Source organism: Clostridium liquoris (assembly GCF_002995785.1).
Taxonomy (GTDB): domain Bacteria; phylum Bacillota; class Clostridia; order Clostridiales; family Clostridiaceae; genus Clostridium_AO; species Clostridium_AO liquoris.
The window spans coordinates 112,637-136,509 of sequence record NZ_PVXO01000009.1; the positions used below are offsets into that span (position 1 = coordinate 112,637).

The 23,873-nt window shown below is 31.0% G+C and carries 22 protein-coding genes and 1 riboswitch; of the genes, 6 read left to right on the top strand and 16 right to left on the bottom strand.

Annotated elements, in window-relative coordinates; genetic code table 11:
* Nucleotides 1-7: 7 nt before the first annotated feature.
* The 6 genes from CLLI_RS02765 to tenA form a co-directional block, all read right to left on the bottom strand.
* Nucleotides 8-1,063, bottom strand: coding sequence for a carbamoyl phosphate synthase small subunit (locus tag CLLI_RS02765; RefSeq protein ID WP_106062724.1), 1,056 nt, complete (start codon nt 1,061-1,063; stop codon nt 8-10).
* Nucleotides 1,064-1,417: 354 nt separating this feature from the next.
* Nucleotides 1,418-2,113 carry a tetratricopeptide repeat protein gene (locus CLLI_RS02770; RefSeq protein WP_170063632.1) on the bottom strand — a complete coding sequence of 232 codons (696 nt, stop codon included), beginning with the start codon at nt 2,111-2,113 and terminating at the stop codon, nt 1,418-1,420.
* 237 nt (nt 2,114-2,350) lie between these two features.
* Nucleotides 2,351-3,361 (bottom strand): ABC transporter substrate-binding protein, encoded by a 1,011-nt coding sequence (locus tag CLLI_RS02775; RefSeq protein WP_106062726.1) that lies wholly within the window; start codon nt 3,359-3,361, stop codon nt 2,351-2,353.
* Nucleotides 3,358-4,101: an ABC transporter permease gene (locus CLLI_RS02780; protein WP_106062727.1), complete on the bottom strand. Its 744-nt coding sequence runs from the start codon at nt 4,099-4,101 to the stop codon at nt 3,358-3,360. Before CLLI_RS02780 ends, CLLI_RS02775 begins: the two co-directional genes overlap by 4 nt.
* On the bottom strand, nt 4,098-4,850 hold the full coding sequence (locus tag CLLI_RS02785) for an ABC transporter ATP-binding protein (protein WP_106062728.1): 753 nt from the start codon (nt 4,848-4,850) through the stop codon (nt 4,098-4,100). The genes CLLI_RS02780 and CLLI_RS02785 overlap by 4 nt, the downstream gene beginning before the upstream one ends.
* A 7-nt stretch (nt 4,851-4,857) precedes the next feature.
* Nucleotides 4,858-5,517 (bottom strand): thiaminase II, encoded by a 660-nt coding sequence (tenA, locus tag CLLI_RS02790; RefSeq protein WP_106062729.1) that lies wholly within the window; start codon nt 5,515-5,517, stop codon nt 4,858-4,860.
* 140 nt (nt 5,518-5,657) lie between these two features.
* Nucleotides 5,658-5,767: riboswitch (TPP riboswitch) on the bottom strand.
* Between the two features lie 226 nt (nt 5,768-5,993).
* Here tenA and CLLI_RS02795 point away from each other — a divergent pair.
* Complete coding sequence (locus CLLI_RS02795; RefSeq protein WP_106062730.1) at nt 5,994-6,722, top strand: hypothetical protein; 729 nt, start codon at nt 5,994-5,996, stop codon at nt 6,720-6,722.
* A 55-nt stretch (nt 6,723-6,777) separates the two neighbouring features.
* Here CLLI_RS02795 and asrC read toward each other — a convergent pair whose 3' ends face one another.
* Genes asrC through asrA form a run of 3 tightly spaced genes read right to left on the bottom strand, consistent with a single transcriptional unit; the run spans nt 6,778 to nt 9,670 of the window.
* Entirely contained in the window at nt 6,778-7,815 is a 1,038-nt protein-coding gene (gene asrC / locus CLLI_RS02800; RefSeq protein WP_106062731.1) for a sulfite reductase subunit C, read from the bottom strand.
* 12 nt (nt 7,816-7,827) lie between these two features.
* Nucleotides 7,828-8,619, bottom strand: coding sequence for an anaerobic sulfite reductase subunit AsrB (asrB, locus tag CLLI_RS02805; RefSeq protein WP_106062753.1), 792 nt, complete (start codon nt 8,617-8,619; stop codon nt 7,828-7,830).
* Between the two features lie 25 nt (nt 8,620-8,644).
* Entirely contained in the window at nt 8,645-9,670 is a 1,026-nt protein-coding gene (gene asrA, locus CLLI_RS02810; protein WP_106062732.1) for an anaerobic sulfite reductase subunit AsrA, read from the bottom strand.
* A 161-nt stretch (nt 9,671-9,831) separates the two neighbouring features.
* Between asrA and CLLI_RS02815 the strand changes: the two genes are divergently transcribed.
* Nucleotides 9,832-10,707 (top strand): LysR substrate-binding domain-containing protein, encoded by an 876-nt coding sequence (locus CLLI_RS02815; protein ID WP_106062733.1) that lies wholly within the window; start codon nt 9,832-9,834, stop codon nt 10,705-10,707.
* 43 nt (nt 10,708-10,750) lie between these two features.
* On the opposite strand, the gene CLLI_RS02820 is transcribed toward CLLI_RS02815, so the two are convergent.
* The 5 genes from CLLI_RS02820 to polC form a co-directional block, all read right to left on the bottom strand.
* A complete protein-coding gene (locus CLLI_RS02820; RefSeq protein ID WP_106062734.1) occupies nt 10,751-11,536 on the bottom strand; it encodes an LTA synthase family protein in 786 nt (261 codons plus the stop codon).
* Nucleotides 11,537-12,247: 711 nt separating this feature from the next.
* Nucleotides 12,248-12,913, bottom strand: coding sequence for an ABC transporter ATP-binding protein (locus CLLI_RS02825; protein WP_106062735.1), 666 nt, complete (start codon nt 12,911-12,913; stop codon nt 12,248-12,250).
* Between the two features lies 1 nt (nt 12,914).
* Complete coding sequence (locus CLLI_RS02830) at nt 12,915-14,276, bottom strand: ABC transporter permease (protein WP_106062736.1); 1,362 nt, start codon at nt 14,274-14,276, stop codon at nt 12,915-12,917.
* 29 nt (nt 14,277-14,305) lie between these two features.
* The gene (locus CLLI_RS02835) at nt 14,306-15,376 is read right to left on the bottom strand and encodes an ABC transporter permease (protein WP_106062737.1); all 1,071 of its coding nucleotides are present in this window, start codon (nt 15,374-15,376) and stop codon (nt 14,306-14,308) included.
* Nucleotides 15,377-15,520: 144 nt separating this feature from the next.
* Nucleotides 15,521-19,867, bottom strand: a complete 4,347-nt coding sequence (polC, locus tag CLLI_RS02840) for a DNA polymerase III subunit alpha (RefSeq protein WP_106062738.1) — start codon at nt 19,865-19,867, stop codon at nt 15,521-15,523.
* A 373-nt stretch (nt 19,868-20,240) separates the two neighbouring features.
* Here polC and CLLI_RS02845 point away from each other — a divergent pair, with 373 nt between their 5' ends.
* A complete protein-coding gene (locus CLLI_RS02845) occupies nt 20,241-20,441 on the top strand; it encodes a helix-turn-helix transcriptional regulator (protein WP_106062739.1) in 201 nt (66 codons plus the stop codon).
* Nucleotides 20,438-20,929 (top strand): DUF6773 family protein, encoded by a 492-nt coding sequence (locus CLLI_RS02850; RefSeq protein WP_106062740.1) that lies wholly within the window; start codon nt 20,438-20,440, stop codon nt 20,927-20,929. Before CLLI_RS02845 ends, CLLI_RS02850 begins: the two co-directional genes overlap by 4 nt.
* Before the next feature lie 59 nt (nt 20,930-20,988).
* Here CLLI_RS02850 and CLLI_RS02855 read toward each other — a convergent pair whose 3' ends face one another.
* A complete protein-coding gene (locus CLLI_RS02855; RefSeq protein WP_106062741.1) occupies nt 20,989-21,270 on the bottom strand; it encodes an RpnC/YadD family protein in 282 nt (93 codons plus the stop codon).
* 43 nt (nt 21,271-21,313) lie between these two features.
* Complete coding sequence (locus CLLI_RS02860) at nt 21,314-21,526, bottom strand: hypothetical protein (protein ID WP_106062742.1); 213 nt, start codon at nt 21,524-21,526, stop codon at nt 21,314-21,316.
* Between the two features lie 599 nt (nt 21,527-22,125).
* On the opposite strand from CLLI_RS02860, the gene CLLI_RS02870 reads away from it, so the two are divergent.
* Both CLLI_RS02870 and CLLI_RS02875 read left to right on the top strand, forming a co-directional pair.
* Nucleotides 22,126-22,665 carry a nitroreductase family protein gene (locus tag CLLI_RS02870; RefSeq protein WP_106062744.1) on the top strand — a complete coding sequence of 180 codons (540 nt, stop codon included), beginning with the start codon at nt 22,126-22,128 and terminating at the stop codon, nt 22,663-22,665.
* A gap of 533 nt (nt 22,666-23,198) precedes the next feature.
* A complete protein-coding gene (locus CLLI_RS02875; RefSeq protein ID WP_242975500.1) occupies nt 23,199-23,513 on the top strand; it encodes a DUF3888 domain-containing protein in 315 nt (104 codons plus the stop codon).
* The last annotated feature ends 360 nt before the right edge of the window (nt 23,514-23,873 follow it).

Genomic DNA, 23,873 nt, shown 5'->3' on the forward strand with positions numbered 1-23,873 from the left:
CCTCCTATTATTTATTTTCCGCATAGCTAAGGAATTTATCAAAAATATAATCATTATCCTTAGGGCCTGGGCATGCTTCTGGGTGAAACTGAACTGAAAATATTGGCAAGGTTTCATGCTTCATTCCCTCTACTGTTCCATCATTAAGACTTATATGGGTTACTTCCATATTTTCAGGCAATGTTTCTACAAAGTATCCATGATTCTGTGAAGTTATATACACTCTATTTTTCTTTAAATCCTTAACAGGATGATTGCTTCCCCTATGTCCAAACTTCAACTTTGCAGTTTTTCCACCTAGAGCTAAAGCTAAAAGCTGATGTCCTAAGCAAATTCCCACTATAGGCTTTTTGCCAACTAACTTTTTAATATTTTCTATAGCTTCTGGCAAATCTTCAGGGTCTCCAGGACCATTAGATAAGAATATAAGGTCTGGATTTACATCTAAAACTTTCTCTGCTGTAGTATCCGCAGGGAAAACTGTTACCTTACAATTTCTTTTTACAAAGGATCTTATTATGTTGCCTTTTATACCAAAATCCATAATGGCAACATGCTTCCCCTTTCCCTCTATTACATAAGTTTTTTGTGTTGTAACATTTTTAACTGCTTCACTATTAGAGAATTCATTTAGCTTTCCTTTAGCTTCTTCATAAGAAATATCCTCTAGGGTAATTATTCCTTTCATGGTCCCGCTGTTTCTTAAAATCTTTGTTAAAGCTCTAGTGTCTATACCTTCTAAGCCAACTATTTTATTTCCCTTTAAATAATCTGATATTTCTAATTCTGATCTAAAGTTACTTGAGAAATCGCACTTTTCCCTAACTATAAATCCCTTGACCTTTGGTGAGCTTGACTCCATATCCTCAAGATTTATTCCGTAATTTCCTATAAGAGGATATGTCATTGTAACGATTTGTCCATAATAGGATGGATCTGTAAGAATTTCTTCATAACCTGTCATTCCTGTATTAAAAACCACTTCTCCAACGCTTTCTTTAAGGTATCCAAAAGCCTTTCCTTCAAATACTATGCCATTTTCTAATATTAGCTTTGCTTTCATATAATAGACCCTCCTTTAAATTCTGATAGCTAAAATACACTTTGTAAAGGTTTTGTCTATTAATGTGAGTTAAAAAAATAAAAGAATAACAAGTAGAATTAAATATTAAAATTTAATCTCCCTATTATCCTTCTTATTAAAAAATATTTCTTTTAAATTCATTTTAAAATTAATTATAATTTCTTCTGTACAACAAAAAATCTTTTTCATATCATTATACCTCTTTCTGGCCTCTCAGGACCAAATTAAAAGTGTATTATTAACTTCAGCTTTCTTAAAATTTATTTTAGTTTATATATTGATATATGTCAAGACTCAGTTTCAAAAAAATTGTTGCCACTTTTTTAAGCTGCCCTATAAAAACATGCTTTTCATTATTGAATATTGACATTTACACCACTCATCTTCAGGATCTAACTCATAAGCTTTTTTTGCGTACTCTAAAGCAGTATGGTAGTTATCCATGTCCTTATAAACCAATGCTTTTTCAAGATAAGCCTTACTGTTAGTTTTATCTACTTCAATTGCCTTAGAATATGCCTCTAGTGATTCTGTATTTCTATCTAAAGCATTTAATAAGCTGCCTTTAAGGCAAAGTGCGTCATAATAGTCAGGCTTTAGCTTAAGACAGTCATCACAACAATTTAAAGCTTCTTCATTTTCACCTAGCATATCATAAAAATCTGCTTTTTTAAAATATAGTTCCGCATTTTTATTGTCCTCTTTTAGCAATTCATTACAATAAAAAATTGCTTTTTCAAATTCTGCAGTTGCATCATATATTTCTATTAAATCTAAATAAGCCCTTTTACTTTTAGGAACAAAAGTAAGGTATTTTTTTATGCATTGGCAAGCTTCTTCCATTTCATACATACCAATATGAGCCTCTGCTTTTACAATATAGGTTTCAGCATAATTTTCATCTAGATTAATTGCTTCCTCAAAAACTTTAAAAGCTTCCTTAATTTCATTTTTTTCAAAAAGCTTCTTCCCTTTTTCAACAAGAGCAATAATTTTATTATCTTTATCCGTATTAAAACAACTTTCCATAACTTCTCTCCCTTTCCTGTAATATTTATTACATGTTACAATTATTGCCATGAAATGAATTTAATATACTTCGAGAACCCTACGGTAAATAATAAATAATAGATAATAGATATTGTTAAAATTTCTTTCGAAATTTTTATTATATATAAAAAGAATTTTTGCCATAGGCAAAAATTCTTTCCTTATTTATTATTTATTCTTTTTTATTTATTCTTTAAAAAAGTGCTGCACACTTTTTTACTGAAGGTTTACAAAAAAGTCTTCTGCATTAACCTTTTCCTTTAACAAACCTTTTTCCTGTAGCCATTTAATATTATCTTCCCAAACCTTCTTATCTTGATATAAGAATGGTTCTTCCTTTGATTCCATTCTTGGAAGAAGCATATTTATGCTTTCTTTTTCTACAGCTTCTGTAAGTTGGAAACTATCCTTTTGCTGATTATCTAATAATATTTTTAGTGCCGCATCTGGATTTTGTTTAGTAAATTCAAATCCTTTTTTTACAGCTCTCATAAATTTCTTTAAAGTTTCACTTTTTTCTTTTATAGTATTATCACTGGCAACAAATACTTCTTCATAGTATCTTGGCACACCATAATCCGCTGGACTAAAATAATTAACTTCATATCCTTCATGCTTAAGTACTGGAACTTCATGGTTTATAAGTCCGCCTGTGGTTGCATCTACCTTCTTTGTTATCATAGATGAAAGTAATTCAAAGCCTACATCTATTACATTTACTGAATCTGGATCCCCGCCATCTGCTTTCACCATAGTTTTAAGATATTCTACATTTAAAGGATTTCCTGAAAATCCAACGGTTTTTCCTGATAGATCTTTTGGTGAGTTAATATTTTTTTCCTTTAAAGAAATTATAACATTTAAAGGAGTATGTACTATAGCCCCTATAGATTTTATTGGAACTTTTTCATTTGTTCTTGCCATAACTACATCTGGTTGATAGTAAATTCCTAGAGTTGCTTTACCTGATGCAGATAAAGTTAATGGGTCAGTTGGATTAGAAGGGAATTTAATGTTTACCTTTAATCCTTCATCCTTAAAATATCCTTTTTCCATAGCCACATATATAAAACTATGTATTGCGTTTGGATACCAATCTAATACTAAATCCACATCTTCTAATTTACCGCTGTTAGCTGACTCTTTATTTTGTTCTTTTCCCGTGCAGCCTATGAGAGTTAACAATACAAATACCAGTACTAAGGATAAATACTTAAACTTTTTCACACTTCATTCCTCCATTTGATTATCTTATTTTCTAAAACATTTATTATAATAACAAATATTATTGCTGCAAAGGATAAAATCACTATGGGAGCAAATACTCCAGCTCCATCTAATTGGGTCATCATTCTCTTGCTGAAATATCCAAGACCAGATTGAGAACCAAGCCATTCACTAATAGCTGCACCTATAACACTTAGAGGCACAGATATTTTTAGAGCTGAAAAAAAGTATGGCAGAGCAGATGGAAGTTTTAATTTTAAAAATATTTGTTTTTTACTGGCTCCATAGGTAATTAAAAGCTCCTCCATTTCCCTTTTTGTGGAGCGGAAACCATCATATACATTTACTGTTATTGGAAAAAAAGTCATGAGTATGGTTACCAAGATTCTGCTCCATATGCTATATCCAAACCAAAGTACAAATATTGGAGCTAAAGCTGTAATTGGAACTGTTTGAGTAACAACAACTATAGGGTATAGTGCCTTTTCTATATTTTCACTTAATGACATGGCTACAGCTAAAGCCACCCCTAAAACTATTGATATTAAAAGCCCTAAAAATGTAACCAATAAAGTAGCTGGTAGATGCACTTTAAAAAGAGATTCCCTTAAAATCCAAATCTTTTCTATTATCTTACTTGGTGAAGGCAGTATATACATAGCATTTATATATCTTGCAAGACCTTCCCAAAATGCAAAAAACATAATAATTACTATTATTGATGATGAATATTTCTTCATAGTTCAACCCTCTGCTTCAATTCATTTACTAGTTCTTCCTTTATATCCATCATTTCTGGTATATTTAGAACATGCCTATCTCTTGGATAACCAGCAGGAACAATTATCTCTTTTAATTTGGTTATAGGTTTTTCGGAAATAACAAATACTCTGCTCGATAAAAATAAAGCTTCTTCTACATCATGGGTAATAAATAATATGGTTTTTTTCAAATTTGACCACTGCTCTAAAAGCCATTCCTGCATTGATATTTTTGTTATGGCATCTAAGGCACTAAAAGGTTCATCTAAAAGCATAATATCAGAGCCAGTAAGTAAAGTCCTTATAAATGAAACTCTTTGCTTCATTCCTCCAGATAAATCCTTTGGATATTTATCCTTATACTTACCAAGTCCAAAGGCTTCTAATAATTTTTCGGCTTCACTTTTAGCTTCCTTTGAGTTTTTCCCCTGTATTTCCAGTGGTAAACAAGCATTTTCTGAAATAGTCCTCCAAGGCATAAGCAAATCCCTTTGAGGCATATATCCTATATACCCTTTTAAATTATTTATGTTTTCATCATTGATAAAAATATTGCCACTATCAGCTTTCTCAAGACCTGTAATCAATCTAAAAATAGTGCTTTTACCACAGCCACTAGGACCTATAATGCTTATAAACTCCCTATTATCTACTTGAAAGTTTAAATTTTCTATAAGATATTTTTCATTATTTTCATATCTAAAATTTACATCATAAAATTTTAACATAAATAAATTACATCCCCTTATTATAGGCCATATCCCAAAACATGTATTCATATTTACTAGTATTAACAAATATTTCTTCTAACTTTTTAAGTTCCTTTTCTGACATGTCACATGCAAGCTTATCTGTTAAGTCTATAACCCATTGGGTTAGCTCTTTATATTCCTTTGATATATACCCTCTTATCCATTCACCATAAAATTCATTCTCAGTAGAACCAGGAATTTTACTTAAATGCGTTCCAATTTCTAAATAACTCCACATGCAAGAAAGTAATGAAACTGTAAGGTCTGCTAAACTTCCTGTATAGGATACAGCAAGCATATAGTGAGTATAAGAAATGTTATCAAGACTTGCTTTAGCATTTTTTATTTCTTCCTGAGTAACCCCAAGCCTTTTCATATAAGAACGATGAATACTCATTTCACCATTTAGTATACCGTTTACCATAGATGAAAAACCCCGCATAACTTCTTCTGTATCAGCTTTAACAACTCCTAATGCATAAACCTTAGCATAATCTAATAAGTAAAGATAATCTTGAATCATATAATATTTAAACTTATCCACCTCTAAAGTTCCATCACCTATTTCCTTTACAAAAGGATGATTATAATAGGACTGCCAAATTTCCTTTACTCTTTCATATAATTTTTCTGAAAACTTCATTTTAAAACCCCCGCTATTTTTTATTTGAAAAAATTGTCCTTAACTGTCCACTATCAATTGTTAATTATTAGCTTAATAAAATTATTTCATAATTTTATTAAAAAAGGTACAAACCAACAAGAGGTTTGTACCTATATTTTTAAAATACATAAAGCCTCTTCCTACGCTGGTATTATCCAGATCAGGTTATAGGGTCTAGGAATTTTCCTCCTACTCTCAGCTAGCAATACTAGCCCCCCTGGGATTATCATACTAATTACATTATTAAATTTTAACATAATGTAATATTACTACAATATAATCTTATGGTCAATAGGCATAGCCTACTTCCTGCTTATTAAATTTCTTTAAAATATCAGCACCTCTGCAAATTGTTCAAAACTTGTTAATATTTTCATCACTTATTTGCCATATTCATGCGCATACTAAAAATGCTAAGGCAAATTAAAAAGCCAAAAAATAAGGAGGTAACTAAAATGTTTAAACAGAACATCAAAAAAATTATAGTACTAAGTCTTTCGCTGGTGATGGGCTTAAATTCTACGGTGTTTGCATTATCCACCCCAGACTATAAAGAAGTCATGCAGCCTGCTAAGAAAATTCAAGAATGTAAACACAAAGTATTCCATGGAGATAGAGAGTTTAACAAATTAGCTAAACAATTAGGGCTAACAGAACAGGAATTTACAGAGGCAGAAAGTTCAGGTAAATCCTTATTTGATTTAGCTAAAACAAAGGAATATACACCAGAACAGGTTCGTAACATGCTTATTGAAAACAAAACAGAAGCTATAAATAAAGCTGTAGCTGACGGAAAACTTACTAGGGATGATGGCGATAAATTAATTAAAGATACAAGAGAAAAAGTAAGAAAATGGGATGGAACCATTAAACCTCATAATCCCAAATATAGGAATGGTAATTTTGAGGATCTTTCATCCATAAAAGAATTAAAATTAACAAAGGAAGACATCGAAGCTGGAAGAAAATCTGGGAAAACCCTATTTGAAATAGCAAAGGAAAAGAATGGCATGACTCCTGAACAAGTTAAATCCATACTCATAAGGGCAAAAACAGATGATATAAATAAAAAGGTTGAGGAAGGTAAACTGACTAGAGAAAAAGCTGATACAATCATATCAAAAATGAAGTTAACCATAGAAAGATGGGATGGCATCTTTGACTCAAAGGAACCAATGTCATAAACATAATCCTAAGCTTTAGAGGGAGTAAAAACTCCCTCTAAAGCCAAAACTATGTTTATTTTTGGGCTCCTACAACATGGTGTTCAGAAATTGGTTTAACGTTAAAATTGGATCTATATTCTACTTCGGTCCAGAATATATTGTCAGCTACTTCAGCTTCCGGGTTTAATTCTACGCCATCTAAAATTATTTCCTTGAATTTGTGGTATCCCGCTCTATCAATCAAGTGCCCTCCATGAAGATATTCCGGTTTATAGTCCAAAGCCCAGGCCGAGAATTTGTGCCAATTTCCCAGTATACCTAATACTACTTCCTCAGTGGCCCATGCCACAAAGGTTTTCCCCATTCTAGGAGTTTGTTTTCCTGTTCTTCCTCCTATTACTATTCTATAAAATTTCTTAGGTTGTCGTGTCCATGCGCTTGCAGGGCAAGCAATTACACATTCCCCACAGCCTACACAACAGCAAGTATCTTTTTCCACCTTGTTATTTTCTCCAAGTTTTAATACCCTTGTAGCATGATGTGAACAAGCTTTCACACAGGCGCCGCAGCCTATACATCTTTCAGCATTATATTCCATTTTCGCCTGTCCTATTATTCCAAAATCCTGAAAATGAGCCTTTGCACAGTCATTAGGGCAACCCGAAATAGCTACTTTTATATGATAGTGTGAAGGAAATATTATTTTTTCTATTTTTTTAGCCAATTCATAAGTATTAACATTGGCTTTTATGCAATGTGAATTTCCTATACAAGCCATAATATTTCTTGCACCAATAGTTGGATATCCCTTGTCATTGCTCTCCATATCACAATGACATTCATTAATATGGATTTCTTTTAGATAATTTTCTATATAAGCATTAACTTCTGGAATATTTTCATACTTAATCCCTGGCATATCAAATGTCTGTCTCACACCCATATGAAAAGTGCCATTGCCCCATGTCTGGGCTATATGTTGAATTGTAGACAAATATTTTGCATCAATGGATGCACCTGGGACACGCATTTGAAGCATAAACTCGCCATCAACCTTTGATTGACGAAAACAATTAGTTCTAGTTGCCTTTATATCTATATCCTGATTCATTGTTTGTCCTCCTTAATCTATTAAATCCTTTGCTTTTACATAATTAAATACCGGTCCTTCCAAACAAACATAGGTTTCATCTATTCTACAGTGTCCGCATTTACCCACAGCGCAAGACATTTTTCTTTCAAAGGAAACCCATATCTTCTCTTGAGATACTCCATTTCTCATACATTCTTCAGCGGCAAATTTCATCATATTTGGAGGCCCTACTATAACCGTTTCATAATTGTCCCCAAAGCTTTTAAAAGGTATGTCCTTTATATATTCAGTCACAAATCCCTTATTAAAGCCCTCTTTTTCCTCATTATCCAAACAGTATATGGTATTAAATTTTTTTGACCATTTGTCAAGATCTTTTTTGAATATAACACTTTTTTCATTTTTAAAGCCTATTATTACATTAACGCTTTTCACATATCCTTCTTCATCATAGAACTTGTTTACCATACTTCTTATTGGAGCTACTCCAGTACCACCGGCTATTATGACCATGTTTTTATCCTTAAATTTATCAACAGGCCAGCCTTTACCGTATGCTCCCCTCAAGAACAAGGTATCACCCCTCTTTAACTCAAATATCTTATTGGTAACCTTGCCCACAGAACGAATAGTAAACTCAACCCATCCCTCTCCATATGAACTTACAGATATTGGTGCCTCTCCTATTTTAGGAATTGATAATTGTATAAATTGTCCGTGCTCCGGCGCTATATCCGTCTCAACTTTAAAGGTATATTCCATTTCAGTTTCGCGAACCACATCCAATACTTTGCATGGTTTAGGCATTACAACATTATTCACTATATTCACCTCTAATTTTTTAATTTTATTTTTCATTTATAATTTCTGTTACAGCATTATTTAATTTATTGATTGTAGCTGTCATTGAGATAAACTGTGGACATCTTGAAGTACATCTTCCACATCCAACACACATATTTTCTCCAAATCTTTCTTTAAAATCATATACTTTGTGAAGAACCTTATACCTCATTCTATCACCTACTGTTGACCTAAATATATGTCCTCCTGCCACTTGATCAAATCCATCAATATTACATGAACTCATTATCCTTCTTCTCTCACCTACATTGGCATTTTCATTATACATAACATCCATTGTGGTAAAGCATGTACAAGTTGGACAGGCCACTGTACAGCTGCCACATCCCTCACATCTTTTATCATATTCTTTCCACATTGGATGTTCTTTTACCTTTTTCAAAACCTCTTTATTAGGTATTTTAGGAACATTTACTTCAGCTTGATTTTTCTCGATAAATTGCACTTGGAAATCAGCTTCAGGTCTTTTTATAAAATAAGAATCAAATTCTTTATCCTTAACTTCAAACAAAAGTCCATCATCCTCAAATCTAACAGCCATACTGTAGTTATCAGTTTTATTTGAGTTCATAGCGGTACAAAAACATGTATCCCATCCTTCTACACATTCCATCATAATAAATTTAACTTTGTCCCTAATTCTTTTATAAAAAAAATCTTCAAATCCATTTTCCAAATAAATTTTATCCTGTCTTTCTATTGCATTTATATCGCACGGTCTTAAAAATATTAATATTCCCCTGTTGTCTTTTAGTTTACTTTCTTTGAATTCATCCTCAGTAAAATAAAATATAGTTTGATTTATAGGAGTCAGAACTTCTTTTGCAGAGTAGTGGGATTTTTCCTTATACACAATATCCTCCACCATATCCACCTCATCATATCGGATAATGTCAGTATCCGAATAACGTCCCTGCTTCTTAAATCTTTTTGGGGCAAATATTCTATAGTCCTTTTTCAGATTCTGGAAAAGCTCATTAACTTGTTCATTACTTAACTTATATCCCATTCTTTTTCCTCCACATTATCTATTTAATCATTAAAATAATTTTAAATATTTCTTCTATTCACAGTATAGATCCTATATAATTATAAGTAAAATAAATATATTATATGATAATCATTAAAATATTTAATGATTATACAGATTTAAAGAAAGAAGATGTTAAAATGCTTGAAGAGTTAAAAACATTTGTGGCAGTAGTAGAATATAACAGTTTTACTAAGGCTGCAGAAAATTTAAATCTATCTCAACCTACTGTAAGCGTACACATCAAAAATTTAGAAAGCTACTTTAATACAATTTTGATAGAAAGGTCTATAAAGCAAAAAAATATGGTCATTACAGAAAGCGGCGATTTTCTATACAAAAGGGCAAAAGAAATATTAATGTTAATGGAAAGCTCAATAGAAGAGATAAACAATACGTCACACTCCCTAAAAGGTCATTTGAAAATAGGTGCAAGCTATACCATAGGTGAATATTATCTACCAAAACTACTAAAGGAATACTCTAAAGAATACCCCGATGTAAAAATTGAAGTAGTAATAAAAAATACTTCTGATATATGTAAAGGCGTAGAAGACTTTAAGCTGGATATAGGCTTGATAGAAGGTCTTTCCACAAGATTTGATTTTGTAAAGGAATACTTTTCAAAGGACAGAATGGTTTTGATGGTTCCATATGAGCATCCTTTAGCATCAGAGGGTTTTTCTATAGAAAAGCTGCAAAATCAAAGGTGGATTTGCAGAGAGGAAGGTTCAGGCACAAGGGAGTATTTAAACATGTTTTTAACTGCAAATGAAATAATCCCCAAGAACATAATGGTAATGGGAAGCAATTATTCCATAAAAGAAGCAGTGAGAAATGATCTTGGCATTACTCTTATCTCAAATTATGTGGCGGAAGAGGCAGAAAAAAATAAAGAAGTATCCATTATAGAATTAGATCAAAGCTATAGACGACATTTTTCATATATACTAAATAGTTCAATTTCTATATCCAAGGCTACAAAAGCATTTATAGAAAAAATTAAAAATAATTAATTAAGTCCCCTTAATATTTCACCAGGGGACTTGCCTTAACTACCTAAAAGTCTGATTTAATTAATCCCAATCCTACTTTATCATCTATTTTAAAGCTATGCTCTCTATTTTTTATGCTATCTGAAATACTTTTACTACTGCTTATCTTATTAGCAATAAAATTATAACCATCCAAAATGTGAAAATTAACATTCCCCAACGCCCTTGTTAAATAAAGCTTATTACTCATGGTAGTAATCAACAATGGCTGCTCCTTAGAAAGCTTATAAATGAAATTCCCGTCAAATATAATACCTAATGAAAACATTAATATAAAAATCATCATCCTCAATCTAAATGACAATTCTTTACGATTTACCCTTTTCATTATCATATTTAATGGAATAAAAAGAATTATATCAATAAAATATACAAAATCTTTAGGCTTTATTAAAGCCCCTAAGCTGGATGATACATCTTTAAGTAATAGACCATCTCTTATTACTCCTATAGATATAATATCTTTAAAATAGCTATAGTAAACCGTATCTGCAAATAAAATTATACTAATGATTATGTTTAATATATAAAGAATTCTTGTTCTTCCTTTATTTTTAAATAAATAAGCAATAGCCGCCAAGGGTAGAATAGAAGCTACAACTGGTGCCTGTACAAGTTTAGGGTCAAAAAAACCTGGAGAAATTAGTTTCCCATAATACAGTACCTTTGCAGCAACTATAATTAAAAATGAAAGTACCTCCCAATGCTGTGTCCACTGCAGATCCATATTATAAAACAAATTATTTAATGCATTATCTGATTTAGGTTGTTCTATATTCCTAATATCCATGCCTGCCGTTGCCAATAACCTATAAAAATCTATAAGTATTGTTTAATTCCCTATTCAATGTATCCGATTTTGCAATAAAGCTACTTTCGTTTGATATGATACTCCGAGGGCTTAAATTCCCATACAACGCATGGTACATATACAAGTTTACTTTTATGTGTAATATCTTGTATTCTCCTATTTTGCTTGGTTTTCGCTAACTACTTACGCAAGTAGTTTTGTATTTACACTAACACCCTCAAGGTTCTACCCTATGACTATACCACTTTCGCAGTATATGGGATTCACAATAGCTAATTAGTATTATCCCACAAAATAAGATAAAATATACCTTGCTAATTTATATTAGGTTTTACCACATTTTTATAGATTTATTGCAACAGTTCTTCACCTCCAATATATCAATGTAGTTTCTCATATATGACTTATTTACTACATTAATAATATTAATCGCAAAACATGGCAGTTCTATCACAGTATTATTAACAAATTGTAAACAAAAGTTTTGTAGCAGCATTAAGCCTTTCTATGATAATTGGTCTTGGCTCAACGGCCTTTGTATAATCAGGGACAGTTAATAACTTTTTACTAAAATGCTTGTCTAAAAGCTTAAAAGTTGTTAACTGTCCCTCCTAGGTTTCACTTTTACAGGTAAGATAATCTTTTTATGTGCAAATATTTTCTTAAACCAAGATATAAAATAAGTAAGAATTAAATTAATAAACCATCTTCTATAAATATTGTTTTCGAACAATATTTTGCAACGCGTGAATCATGGGTTATTATAACAATAGTAGTACCTGTTGAATTTATTGAAACAAGTAGATCCATAATCTCTTTTCCAGTTTTTTTATCCAAAGATCCAGTTGGTTCATCAGCTAATATGATGTTTGGGTTAGTTATCAAAGCTCTTGCAATGGCAACTCTTTGCTGTTGTCCACCAGAAAGTTCTGTAGGTTTTTTATTAATATGTTCCTTTAACCCAACCTTATCCAACATTTCAATTGCAAGTTTTTTCATAGAACCACTAAAATTTTTTTTATATACTAAAGGTAAAGTTACGTTATCTATAAGATTATACTCATTAAGCAAATTGAAGTTTTGAAATATAAATCCAATATTTTCATTTCGAATGTTAGCAAGATTTCTATTGCTTAAGTTACTTATGTTATTATTATTAAAGATATATTCACCTTTAGTTGGAGTATCAATGCAGCCTATGATATTTAGAAGAGTAGATTTTCCAGAACCAGAAGGACCCATTATAGCAATCATTTCACCTGAATTAATATCCATGTTAATGCCATTTAATGCATGAGTTTTAATGGAGCCTTTATTATAAATTTTTTCAATATTTCTTAAAGATATTAAAGCCATTTTATCTATCCCCCTTAAGTAAGTCTACTATATTTAATTTAGCAATTTTTTTAATTGGAATAATGGAACTCAAAATTGTGGTTGCTAAAACTAACATAAAAACTTGAAGTAAATTTTTAAAATCAAAACTTAACAAATAGGATAATTCGATATTATTACTTAAATATTTGTTTATATAAGTTTCTAAAACTTTAAATGGTAAAATTACAATTATCGAGGAAATTATATTTGTAATTAATATTTCGCTAAAAATTAGATTAGCTATTCCATATAGTGTAGAACCTTGAGATATCCTTATACCAAATTCTTTTTTTCTGCTATTAATTGAATATAGAGTAGTGCCTATAATACCAGTTATAGAAAATAAAAATAATATTATAGAAAAAACTAAAATTCCTATAAAACTTTGATTAAGTAATTCAATTATAGGTTTATTTTTATCTTGTAATTTTATAAATTTTAAGTTACTACCATTTTTTTTGCTAACGTTATTGCATATTTGTTTTATTGTATCAATATTTTTATTTTCATTAGTTATTATCTGAAAATCCATATTAAGAATAGAGGAAATAAACTCATCATTATATAAAACTATTTTATCGTTATTAACTTCATATTTTAAGTTATATTTTTTTTGGTTGGAAATTGAACGATTTATGTAAGATTTATTTTTAGTTTTGTCAGTTAAGTAGTATTTCCAAACAGACAAAGGGGCATAAATAGCATTATCATTTATAAATATATCAAAAATAGTAGCATTAGCTGGTAAAGTTATAAGTGAAGAAGGTTTTGCAATACCAATTACTTTAAATACTTTTTTATACTCTCCAGTAATTTCTGAATCATTATATTTATAGGTTTCTTCAAGAGTATCCCCAATTTTAAGAACTTTCCCAAGGTTATGTCCAATTATGATGGGTATTTCCTCAAATGGTCCCAGCTGGGTTAATTCTTCATGATTAAACATTCTTCCTTTATCCATTTTAATATTCAATTTTAAAAAAAAGCCTTCTGATGCTTGATAATACGGATAGTAAGTATTATTTACCCTAAGAGAACCACCTTTGCTTAAAACTCTTATTTCAGAAATGTATCCATTATTTTTTAACTTAATAAGATCATTAAGTTCATCTTTTATTTTAGAAAAATTATCGGAATTATAACTAGATCTATCTATAACTAATGTTCTATTTACATCAATGATACTATTATATAAATTGCCTCTAGTATAATAATATTTATTGAATTGTATAAGAATTAAAAAGCTAAAAGTACAAATTGATAATTGAAGTATTGTAAGTATTGTAGCTAATCTTCTTTTAAATAAAGATTTTAGTATTAGGATAATTTTTGAAAACGTCATAATTAATTCCTCTCTGTAAATAATAAAATTTACTCTTCTTTTAGGATAACAGCAGGTTCAATTTTAGTTGACTTTGTATAGGCTGGCAAAGAACTAATAACAGAGATAAATATTGACACAATGCTTGAAAGGAATAAGTTTTTAAGTGATATAGATAAATAAAAATCTAGAATTAATAATTTATTAATTATAAAATAAATAATAGATTGTACAATTATTGAAAGTATTAAAGCTGTAAAGGATAAAGCAAGTATTTCATTAAATATTAACTTTTTAATATCACTATTAGTTGCCCCTACTGTTTTTCTTATTGCTATTTCTTTTTTCCTTTCATCAATCCAAAAGGCTGTAAAATTAATAGTATTAATAATAGCTATTATTAATATTAGAAAACTTATAAAAGTTAGAATATAATTAGACAAATTATATGATTCAGACTTTAAATCTATTAAAGAAGAATCTTCACTCATCATTTTAATTATGTTTTTATAGTAGGATTGTTCTTTTATTAATTTATTTGCAGCTAAAATTTTTATATTTATTATTTGCTCAGTACCGTACATATGAAAAAATGTTTTCATTGGAATAAAAATTGAATTAATGTCATTAATGGTTTTATTTATGCCTATTACTCTAAATTCTTCATTTTTAATTTTTATATATTGAGTTTTATTTCTTTTATAAATTTGTTTCTTTAGTAAACTACCTACTATTGCAATTTTTTCATTAGAATTTGATTGATTTTTTGAAAAAAAAGATCCATTTACTATATCAGGTTTATAAGTTTGTAAATCTGAAAATCTAACACCAACTAAGGTATAGTCTTTATTTTTAGTGGTAGAAACCGGTATGCTTAAGTTAACATATGATTTATCTGATAAATTTAAAATATGATTTTCTATTGTATTAAGTTGTTTAGTACTACCAATGGTAAATAAAGAATAATCTGATTCTTGTAAAGATAAGATCTTGTCCTTATTTTTCAATGATTCTGTATAGCTTATATTAAAGGATAAAATACTTATGCTAATAAAAATACCAAAGATAAGGAATATGGTAGGATATTTTCTAACCTTAAAGTTGTACAATAAATAGTTCATTTTTACCTCCACAATGTGATTAGAATTTTAATTTGTGTAATTGTAAATTTATAAATATATAGTAATAATAAATTTAAGAGAAAATGCCCGAAAATATCCGTTGTTTATCCGAAGGTTTTCGGGCATTTAGAGTTTATTCTGTTATTACATTACATCAAAAAAACATATTTGGTCACTTTCTGGGAGGCCTTTTAAACAGCCAAACTTCTTAAGCAGATCTATAGAAGCATTTCCAATCTTAGCCCGTTTCCTTAAATCTTCTATAGAACTTAGTTGCTTTTCTTCATGTGCTGCATTGTATATGCCTTCTGCTGCCACGTTTCCCATACCAGCTATACTGTTTAAAGGCGGTCTTAGACCATCCTCTTCTACTAAGAATTTGGTAGCATTAGATTTATATAAATCAATAGGCAGAAATTTAATGCCCCTCTCGTACATTTCTAAAACTATTTCTAAGTCATCGAACATATCCTTATCCTTAGGAGATGCTTGATTACCCATGCTCTCAATTTCCTTCATCTTTTCTCTAACCTTTTCTTTTCCGAATATCATAAATTCGCTATCAAAGGCCTTTGCTCTAATGGTAAAGTATGCTGCGTAATATGCCTTAGGTATGTGAACCTTAAACCAAGCTATTCTAAAGGCCATCATTACATAAGCTGCAGCATGGGCCTTAGGAAACATGTATTTTATTTTTTTACAGGAATCTATATACCATTCCGGTACATCATGTTCCCTCATTAAAGCTTCATATTCCGCCCACTTCTCAGGATCCTTTAGTGCATTACCTTTACGTACCAACTCCATTATCTTAAAGGCAGTATTTGGCGGCAAACCTTTTTTAATAAGATAAATCATAATATCGTCTCTAGTACATACTGCCTCCCCTAATGTAACCACTCCCGAATCAATTAAATCCTTAGCATTTCCCACCCATACATCAGTACCGTGAGAAAGTCCAGAAATACATATTAAATCGAAGAATTTTTTTGGCATAGTATCTACCAGCATTCCTCTTACGAACTTAGTACCAAATTCAGGAATACCAAATGTCCCTACCTTGGAATTTATCTGCTCCGGAGTTACACCCAAAGCTTCAGTTGATGAGAATATAGACATAGTTTCCTTATCATCCATGGGTATGGTTTTAGGATCAACTCCGGTTATATCCTGCAGCATCCTTATTACTGTAGGATCATCGTGCCCTAGTATATCTAGTTTTAATAAATTCTGGTCAATAGAGTGATAATCAAAATGTGTTGTTATAATATCTGAATCTGGATCATCAGCAGGGTGTTGTACGGGACAAAATTCAAAAATTTCACGACCCTTTGGTACAACTATTATTCCTCCGGGATGCTGTCCTGTAGTTCTTTTTATACCTGTACAGCCTTTTGATATTCTGGTGATTTCAGCCTTGTTTATTGTACGATTTTTTTCTTCGTAGTACTTTTTTACATATCCGAAAGCTGTTTTCTCTGCTATAGTGCCTATGGTTCCAGCCTTAAAAGTTGTGCCCTTTCCAAAGATAACCTCTGTATATTTATGGGCCTTTGCCTGATATTCTCCCGAAAAGTTTAAATCTATATCCGGCTCCTTATCACCATTGAACCCTAAGAAAGTTTCAAAAGGTATATCTATTCCATCCTTGGCTAGATTTTCCCCACAAACAGGGCAAACCTTATCTGGCAGATCAAATCCATTTTTAATGCCGTAATCCGTAAAATCAGAATACTTACATTTAGGGCATCTGTAATGAGGCGGCAGTGCATTTACTTCCGTTATACCAGTCATATATGCTACAACAGAGGAACCAACAGAACCTCTGGAGCCTACCAGATAGCCATCCTCATTTGATTTCCACACCAATTTTTGAGCAATAATATACATTACAGAGAAACCATTTTTTATGATAGAATGTAACTCTTTATCAAGCCTATCCTGAACAATTTCTGGTAATGGATCTCCATATAGTTCATGTGCCCTCCCAAAAGCCATATCTTTAATGGTCTGCTCGCAGCCATCTATGTGCGGTGTGGCTTTTTCCGGGGAAATAGGGCTAATTGGCTCACACATATCCGCTATTTTATTTGTATTTGTAACTACTACTTCATATGCCTTTTCTTCTCCTAAATAGGAAAATTCCTGAAGCATCTCTTCCGTAGTTTTTAAATATAATGGTGCCTGATTATCTGCATCCTTAAAGCCCTGTCCTGCCTCCAATATACGCCTGTATATCTCATCCTCAGGATCCATAAAATGAACATCACCTGTTGCCACTACAGGTTTATTCAGCTTTGCTCCAAGGTTCACAATTTTTCTGTTAATTTCTTTTAGATATTCCCTATTTGGTACCTGACCTGTCCTTACTAAATACCCATTATTTCCTAAAGGCTGTATTTCCAAATAATCATATTCTTCTGCAATGGCTTCAATTTCCTCATCAGATTTTCCTAAAAGTATTGCCTGATACAACTCGCCTTCACTACAGGCACTACCAAGGATTAAGCCCTCTGAATATTTTTTAAACACACTCTTTAAAATACGAGGCTTTTTATAGAAATAGTCTAAATGGGAATAGGATATAAGCTTATATAAATTTTTCAACCCCACATAATCCTTTGCCAGTATTATTGCATGATAGGTTTTAAGCTTTTTATATTCCTCCTTCTTAGACTCCTCATCAGTGCCATATGTATCTATATCTTGAATAGTTTCTGCTCCTCTTTCCTTTAATTTTGCAATCATTATATTGAACACCTTGACAGTGGTGTCAACATCATCTAAGGCCCTGTGGGCAACTTCTACCTTTATGCCAAGGTTTTTAGCAATTCTCCCCAACTTATAAGTTTTATAATTAGGGAAAAGACTTTGCGCTAAGGACAATGTATCTACATATGTAAAATCGAAATCATAGCCTAAAACTCTAGCATTGTGCTTTAAGAAACCCACATCAAATGAAGCGTTATGAGCAACCAAAACACTACCCTTAATAAAGTCCAGCATTTTAGGGAATACCTGCTCAATGGCTTCTGCACCCCTTACCATATCATCGGTTATATTTGTAACCTCTACAACCCTTGGTGGAATAGGTTTTTCAGGGTTTACGAAGCAACTGAATTTATCTATTACTTTTCCACTTTTTAGTTTCATTATTCCTATTTCAGTAATTTTTTCTGTCACCGCCGAAAGACCTGTGGTTTCTAGATCCAGTACGCAATAAGTTGCATCAATACTCTGTCCCTTTGGATTTGTTACAGAAGGTTTTTTATCTGGTGCTAAATAGGCTTCTACTCCATATATAACCTTCATATCAGGATTATCCCTTCCTAAAAGTTTATGTGCCTCAGGAAATGACTGCACCACTCCATGATCCGTTATAGCAATAGATTTCATCCCCCAGCTCATGGCCCTTTTAATCAAATCAGTAGCACTGGTCATAGCATCCATCTGACTCATTTGTGTATGCATATGCAGTTCTACCCTCTTCACCTTTGCATTATCCTGTCTCTTAACTCTCTTAATACCTTCCGTTTCTACTATAGTGTTTGCAATAATTTCAATTTCATCGGTAAACTTGCTATAGCCTGCATTTCCGGCAAGCCTAACACCTTTAGCCTTTTTAAGCCTGGATAATACATTCATTTCTTCACCAGGTTTGCAGAATACCTTACAGGTCATGGAACTTGAACCGTCATACAAGTCAAAGGAAACTAATATTTTCCCGCTTCTTAATTCCTTTTCTTCAATATTTGATATTTCGCCTTCTATACAAACCCTTCCCTCATCTGGTGTAATGTCAGTAATTTTTATTCTGGCTTCCTTAATTTTACTACTTCTGCCTAATATCAAGAATGGATCTCCTTTTTTTCCATAGGTTTCTCTACCTATTTCCTGCTTTTTCTCAAAAGTGTCCTTAGACAATTTAGGAGTATTATTGCTTATGGCATTATTGACTCCCTTTGTAATAAGCAGCATTTCATTTGCACGTTTCTCTTCTTGCATCCTTTTCAACTCTTCACTGCTTATTTTGTCAACAAAATTTATTTTATAGTCTGCGCCATACAGATTTTTTATGGTATTATGGATTTTTTCATCATAATCCCTGGATTTTAAAAAATCTGATACTGGAACTCTAAAATTGAAATTTATAGTATTATCATCCACTTCAAACTCACTATTATTTAGCACTGCTTTCAATGCAGGATATTTATCTGCAATTAAGAATATAATATTTTTTAGTTCATCTTCTATTGGCTTTTTATCTGTTCCGTCAGCATATTTTACAGCTATTTTAGAATCTCTTAATGCAAATCTTTTTATAATAAACTTATTAAAGTGTCCAAGTTCTCTTATTTCAATATATTTATCTGATCTTATTTTCATTTCCACAGTCTTAGTTTTTCTACTTAAAACCACGGATTCCACAATGGCAGTATTTATGTTTCCACCTGTTTCGTAATCACTAAAAATTTCATTTATTCTTTTCATCTGTACTTTAACCTTCTCTCAAAAATTTTTAGTATGTTACTATTATATAAGATAGACTTATGCTTTGCCATAGTAAAAAAATTATGGGATTAATTAATTAAAATAGTTAAACTGATATTTTGTATTATTATAAATAGCAATAACAATATTATTCTAAATTCGCATGAATGAATATATTCTATTATATCTTCCCCATAACTATTTGGATTTATCTTTTTTTTAATATTAAAATAGCTTTTAGAATTGCTCCTGTGGGGTTTTTTCTTTTGACATAAAAAGTGGTTGTCATAAAAATTCATCAAGCACAAATGCAATGTATACTTTACATTATGCAATGTATGATGTATACTAGGGCTACGAAAGGTGGCATTCTATGAAAAACAAGAGAATGAAAATCGCCAGAATGGAAGTTGATATGAAACAGGAGGACTTGGCAAAAGCCGTAGGCGTTACCAGACAAACTATCGGGCTGATAGAATCAGGTGAATATAACCCTACACTAAACCTTTGTATAGCGATTTGTAAGGCGCTTGGCAAAACATTAAATGATTTATTTTGGGAGGAATTGAAATGAAAAAGCAAAATTTGCAAGACGAAAGAGTTGTAGCGCAACGCCGTAAAATAAATAGTGAAGCATACAGCATTTTAATGGTTGCGCTTTTCTGTTCAATGCTCGTACAGCAGTTTCTGCTAAACGCCCCGTTTAAGCAGTATGCCGTTGAGTTTATATGCTTCTTCGGAATGTCTATTTACATGATAATACGGTACATGACCTTGGGACTTAACATATACAGCGAAGAAAAACGAGCTAAAGCCATACCTTTTGTGAACAGTATAGTAGCCGGAATTGTAGTAACAGCGATTAACGGTGTTTTGAACTATACACAGTATGCAGAACAATATAAGGAAGATGGTAGAGGTTATTTTATCGCCGTGTTGGCAGTTACTTTTATCAGCGCAACCCTTTCGGTTTTTTTTGTACTGTCCTGCCTTAATTATCTGAACAAGAAAAAACAGGCAAAAATTCAAAAACAGTTAGACGAAAAAGAACAGGACCAATAGCTGTGTTTTTCTTCCATTAATAAGCATATTATGTTCAAATTCAAAAGTGCTAATACATGTTAGCACTTTTGAATTTTTTCAATATCTTCTTTTGATAACCCTGTTGCTTGCATTATAGCTAATAAATCCATTTCCATTTTCAATAAATTTCTAGCTACTTCTATCTTTCCTTTCTCAATACCCTCTTCCATTCCTTTTTCTATACCCTTTTGAATTCCCCTTTCCTCTACTTTGGGATCATAAAAGCTTTTTACCATATTTCTTACCTCCTCATCTATATTCTCATACCTTCCATACATATCTAAAAAATAAGAATTTATATTTTCTATTACTGTTGTCATTTCATCATAATCTCTTATATTTATTTTATCATTTTCATAGGCTTTATCTATACATTCTTATAGCCATACTATTATCATAAACAGTTTGAAATTCTATTTCATATTCCAATACCCTTTCCTCATCCTCAACTCTTATATACATATCTGAATAAAAACTTATAAATTTAACTTTTTCTTTATCTAAGGAAGTTATCTCCCTATTTCCATAAGTAATTTTAGCACTATAGCTTATATTATCCTTTACCGTATATTTCATTTATAGTATTAACATTCCACCGAAAGTTATGCAAACAAACGTTCGCCATTTTATTTGTTCTTTCTCATAACATTTGCAACATTGCCCTCCGCATAATGAAAACTTTGCTATAATTATTATATATATAAACTATACTTAGTTTAAAATAGTAATTTATTATTAAACAACCAAAAAGAAAAGATATGAATTTTTGGAGGTGTTATTATTAAGAAGATTATTAAATTTATTAGAACCACTTTAGTTATTTTATCATGCTTATTACTTATTTTTGGCATATATGCATGGGTAGTAGGATTAAGAATAAGCGATTCTGAATGGTTACCAATAATGGCTTCAAGTAGTTTAAATTTATTTCTATTATTTGTTTACTGTGCATTAGGAATAGGATACATTAAACCTGCAAATATACAAGAAAATAAGGTTGTTAGAGTCTTATCCAAGGTGGGGTTTGGTGGGAATATAGTTTTATTTATATGCTGTATATTAATTGTTATTGGATTTGGTATTATACCTTAATTAAGATTAGAGGATACAGTTTTATGACACATCATTCTATTAAAACGTACTAAAAATATTATTGAAAGAAGTGAAAATAATAAATGATTAAAGAAATTGAAATGCGTAGAAGCATAAGAAAGTATATTGACAAGCCAGTTGAAAATGAAAAAATAACTGAGCTACTTGAAAGTGGAAGACTTGCGCCATCAGGTAATAACACACAGCCTTGGCGCTATATAGTAGTAAATTCTGAAAAAATGAGACAGAAAGTAATGGAGGCTTCTCATAATCAAAAATGGATGCTTACAGCTCCTGTTTTTATTGTATGTGTTGCAGATGTACGTTGTAGAATAAAAGAAGATATATATGTTTATTTGGATGATAATAGTCCCCATGATGAGGTGAAACGAATAATTAGAGATACCTCAATTTCAGCAGGATACATGTTGCTACAAGCTAATAATTTAGGATTAGGAGCCTGCTGGGTTGCTGAGTTTACACAAGAAGAGATTAGACCAGTTTTAAATATACCTTCTGACAAATATGTAGTTGGAGTTATAACTATTGGCTATCCCGATGAAACGCCTAAAGCTCGTTCAAGAAAGAAACTCGAAGATATAATCCATTATGAATGCTGGTAATATTGAGCATATAAATTAAACATGTAATTCGAATTATTTTCAAATAATAATTTTATATTTGAATTGAAGGAGCCTTATACTATATGTGGGATCACACCTTGATGTATGGCTTGATTATATTACTATTAGAATAAATCCAATAGATAAAGTTAAAATCGAGAAATTTGAACATATTAAAAGTTATGAGTTGCCATCATATTATCAAAATATTATTAAAAAGAAATTATCATAGTTAAATAATTTACTTATGATACCGTATTATTCAACGTGAATATGCTGTATTTTGAAATTCAGTAGAAAGATTTTCTTTATTTTATGGTCACATCATATAAATCCACTAATAAGAGAAACTATTTATAGAACACTCTTTGGAGGTGGTATTCTTGAAAAAAATTATATTTGTAATAAGCCTTTTAGCAGTAATAACATCTTTTACAATTCCATGCTCTGCCTATGAATTAATTATGAAACAACCATCTAAAATTGAGCAGCCCTAGTTAACAGAGAACTCAAAGGAAGTTATTTATAGAGATATGGTTATTTCATTACTTGTTCCATATATGCAGAAAGAACTAAATAACTATTACAAAGAATATTTAACCGAATTGCCCATAATCTTTCCCTATAGTGTTGATATAGTAAATGTTGAGAGGCAAGGAGGAAATGGATATCTAATTAGATTAGAGGTTATAGCACACCCTTTTGTTGGACCAATTAATACTGTTGGTGATGATAGAATTATAATTGAAACTGGAGCTTTTGGCTCAGTTAAGATTGTAAAATTTGAACATATTAAAAGTTATCAATTACCTTGGAACTTGCAACACATAATAAAGAAACCATATTAAGTACATTAAAATTTAAAAGTGCTAATACATGTTAGCACTTTTAAATTTTGCCTATCCCCCGCTCTTTTATGTCATTAACAATACGAAAAACTTTTTGTTGAATAGTTTTCTTAAAAAAAACTGCTGGAAATGAGAAAACACTACTTGCTAGATTGGAATTTGTTAAACTCTAAATTATTCTTATTTATCATATAAAAATTAAGTTACTCTTCATCTATTTTTACTCTCAACATTCGGATAGCACCCCGTTAAATAGACAATATTAACTCAAACTCATTTTAGCTTATATTTGCTAAATAATACTCATGAGGGGGTACATATCCTATTGAGGAATGTATTCTCTCATTATTATATCTATAC